General features: G+C 52.3%; 2 protein-coding genes and 2 pseudogenes. 2 read left to right on the top strand and 2 right to left on the bottom strand.

The features are described 5' to 3' along the window. Positions 1–271: pseudogene (locus C492_RS00045) on the top strand (hypothetical protein); the annotation flags it as partial. Between the two features lie 138 nt (positions 272–409). Here the strand turns inward: C492_RS00045 and C492_RS24335 are convergent. Continuing rightward, a complete protein-coding gene (locus C492_RS24335) occupies positions 410–583 on the bottom strand; it encodes a hypothetical protein (RefSeq protein WP_169333426.1) in 174 nt (57 codons plus the stop codon). Positions 584–972: 389 nt separating this feature from the next. Between C492_RS24335 and C492_RS24820 the strand changes: the two genes are divergently transcribed. After that, positions 973–1,122 (top strand): hypothetical protein, encoded by a 150-nt coding sequence (locus tag C492_RS24820; protein WP_193364833.1) that lies wholly within the window; start codon positions 973–975, stop codon positions 1,120–1,122. 598 nt (positions 1,123–1,720) lie between these two features. Here C492_RS24820 and C492_RS00030 read toward each other — a convergent pair. Continuing rightward, positions 1,721–2,964: pseudogene (locus C492_RS00030) on the bottom strand (ISH3 family transposase). Positions 2,965–3,568 lie beyond the last annotated feature (604 nt).

Raw genomic sequence — 3,568 nt, 5'->3', positions numbered from 1 at the left:
GACGGTTCGAGACCCTGACACGGGGAAAGCCCTGGCGACGATTGAATCGAAGAGCAAACCCCTCTCGGCACTTCGGCACCTCGTCTCTGTTGCGAACTTCATCCCAAACAAATACGAGATATTCGATGCCGATGGCGACCATGTTGGAGACATCGAAGGGAAGTTCTCACTGCGGGATGCCTATACAGTCAGTATCGACGATGTCAGCGACGTCCCGAAAGAGGCAGTAATCGCTTCTGCGTGCATCCTCGACGCTCTCGAAAACCAATAACCCTCTACGGACAATAAATCTTGAACTATAAATAGAGAATGATTATTACATTTCACTCTTTTATCTGATACAACATCTACTGAGACAGTTGTTCCATAGATCCCAGCTAGCTACTGCTACACCTCATTGTTTTCCGTTTCAGGGCTGTTTGACCTCTTCGATTGGTTGGAGGCTCTCTTCCAAGCGTCTATCTCGAGCCTCTTTCCGCTCCTCCTCTGATGGTTCCTTAGGAACGATGAAGGCACCCTCTGGCATCTCAGACGGAAAATCGTGTTGTGGGTCTAGGTCAGTAACCATTTTGAGGATTTTCATATCCCGAGTGACTCGCCCAATCATCTGCTCAAACGCCGTATCCCGTCGTGGCGGACGCGACTCAGCTCTCGAACCTTCCGCACGATGGAAAACGTCTGTCTCCGACACTCGGTCGATAAGCCGCTGCAACGCCTCATGATACATCTCGTGAATCGACTCGATCGAGAGATCATGGATGTGCGCTCGATGAGCGTGTCCCAACGGTGTCTGATCTCGCTGGGAGTCATAGAGGAAACTACGTGCTCCTCCGTTCGCTGCCAGATTCTCCGGAGTCCGAAGTATGTCTGGAGATCCCAGAACGCATTCGAATGGATTTCACAGCTGTCCCCGCGATTGAGTGAGAAAGCTGGATAAACGACATGGCTCACCTGTTCAACAATCTCGTCTGTATGGGTGAGCACTTCGTGATCGGTGAGACGGTTGTCTTCATGGCTCTCAGAGGTACGAAGCGGTTCTTTGAGGACATTGATGCCTTCTCTGTTGGCGTTGATGAGAACGGTTCGTGCGCCCCTCTGGATCGTCTCCTGGAGATCAGGTGAGAACCGGCAGTGCCACGTCCGCCAGAGNGTCTCGAAGCCAAGTTGCTGCCGAATCACTGTTCTATAGACGATCTACTCTGAGCAATCTATACGATCGTCAGAGAACTCCTTACGAGTCTGAAGTATAGTTACAGCTTTATTATATTACCAATAATTGATAAGAGTGCCAGCATTAGATTCGCTCAATCATATATCACTGTTAGAAGAATACTTGAATAGTCTTTATCACTCGCTTTGTTAAGTTCGAACATCTACGTAACGCGTGTTCGTCTACAAACGCAACTGTACTCAAGAGTGACAGCCGCTACGTACAGGTAGTACAGTTACCGCATCTGTACCGAATTTTCCGATTGGTATCACAAGCTTCCTGCTGCATTCGGATGTTGCCTTCCTAGTGGACGTTTAGTGATTCTTTCACACAGGTTCAGTACCTCACAAAGCGTCCCTGCTCACTTGGGCTGAAGCCGTAGTTCCATCTTGATCGGTAGTGATTGACGGAAGTTCTGACGGAAGATCGAGCAGAGTCGTCGCTGTCGGCGGCGGTCAGCCGCCGACGCGACGGCGTTGCCACTTGCAGGGAGGCTGGCTCGGCCGGGCGTTAGCGGTGGAACCGATCGTCCGGTGGCCGATTTGCAGGGACGGCCCGACGCACCGCGAGGGCCGTCCATGCTGCCCGGCATACCATCTTGATGAACTCCTTGAACGACCAGGACCAGAGGCGACGCCCGCCACGGCGGGGCGTCGCCACGTACTCCCAATGCAGATACCGCCAAACGTTCTGTAACAGCAGACTCACCACGACGTACAACAGTCGGACCACCGGATTTTGCGTTGTCGTCGTTGCGATACTTTGCTCGGAGAGCCGGTACGTCGCCTCGATACCGAAGCGTTTCGCGTAGTGGTATCGGGCGTCGCGTGGTGAGTCGATGAACGGCGCGTCAGCGGCGTAGCCGTGACGCGCCACNCTCGATACCGAAGCGTTTCGCGTAGTGGTATCGGGCGTCGCGTGGTGAGTCGATGAACGGCGCGTCAGCGGCGTAGCCGTGACGCGCCACACCGTGCTCATCGTACCGTCCTTTCTGGTAGGTACAGTCGATGTAGACGGGAAACTCGACGGTCCAGCTGTGACCGTCGAGTTGCGCCGTCAGATCGTGCTGGATGACGCGGCTCCAGCCTTCCGAGAGTTCCTGCTTGATCGTCTTTCCCCAGCGGATGATCGGCATCACGTAGGCGTGGTTGTGCGCCTGAAGCAGCGTGAGACACTTGCTATCGTAGAATTCACGGTCAAGATAGACGGCCTTGACGCTGAAGTCAAGGCCGTCGAGAATCCCGAGAAACTCTGCAAGGACGCTGCTGGCGGTGTCGCCGTCGGTGAGACGGCGCACCGCCAGCGTATAGCGCTTGTTCTGTACACGCGCGTAGAGTGTCGCATAGGCATGGAACGCGGTGGTTCCACGTTTCGCTTTTGAGTGATAGAGGCCGTCTGTGTCGTCTTCGTCNCTCCACCTGCTCAGGAAGCACAGTGAGTACGTCCTTCTGGAGAAGCGTGTTCCCAACCTGTTCAACCGATTCGAGGTCGAATTTCCTGCGGAGATGGTACAGAACGGTGTTTTGGTGAGGAGAGTCTTCACTGTCCTCGCAGAGTGTAGAGACCGAGGTCCCGTCGGCGCACGCGCCGACGAGGACCTCATAGATGTCTTCAGCATCAATTTGAGCATTATCGCTCAGACCGAGAGAAACTTCCTCGTCAATCGTGTTGACGAGGAAGTTAAGGAGCTGGTCCTCGTGGATTGAACCGTCCGCTTGCTTTGCTTGCTTNCCGAGAGAAACTTCCTCGTCAATCGTGTTGACGAGGAAGTTAAGGAGCTGGTCCTCGTGGATTGAACCGTCCGCTTGCTTTGCTTGCTTGGACACAACTCAGCAAGCGGACTTCTCAATCAACGGCTTTGTGAAGTACTGAGGTTCGCTTATCAGAGGCTTTTTAATGTTTTATATAGTATATGAATTTATGAACTCAGATATTCTGTTTTACACCTCATTGCTGATTGTGGGCGTTGTCTCCGGGTTACAAGGTCTATTTTCGTTTCTTGAGAGTGGTGCCAACATTGGTGTCGTTCTACAGGTAGTAGGTAGTCTCTTGCTTATTGTGCCGAGTGGATATCTCCTAGTTAGAGGTTCCANTTGGTGTCGTTCTACAGGTAGTAGGTAGTCTCTTGCTTATTGTGCCGAGTGGATATCTCCTAGTTAGAGGTTCCAACACTGAGCAGATATCGTCTCTTCTGGCTTGGGTGGTTTTCTTCGGAGCCGTCTTGTCTCTTGGTAGCGTTCTAATCAGCATTTTATAGTTTGGCTGCTATGGAATATTATGAATTTAAATTAATGTGATAGAAGGGTTGCTGGTCACTAAGCACGTTCTATCTACCGGCTGGTTCGTTCAAGGTCAGGG

Source organism: Natronococcus jeotgali DSM 18795 (assembly GCF_000337695.1).
Classification (GTDB): Archaea; Halobacteriota; Halobacteria; order Halobacteriales; family Natrialbaceae; genus Natronococcus; species Natronococcus jeotgali.
The sequence above is the reverse complement of the archived record's forward strand: the minus strand, read 5'-3'. Positions and strand labels throughout refer to the sequence as shown.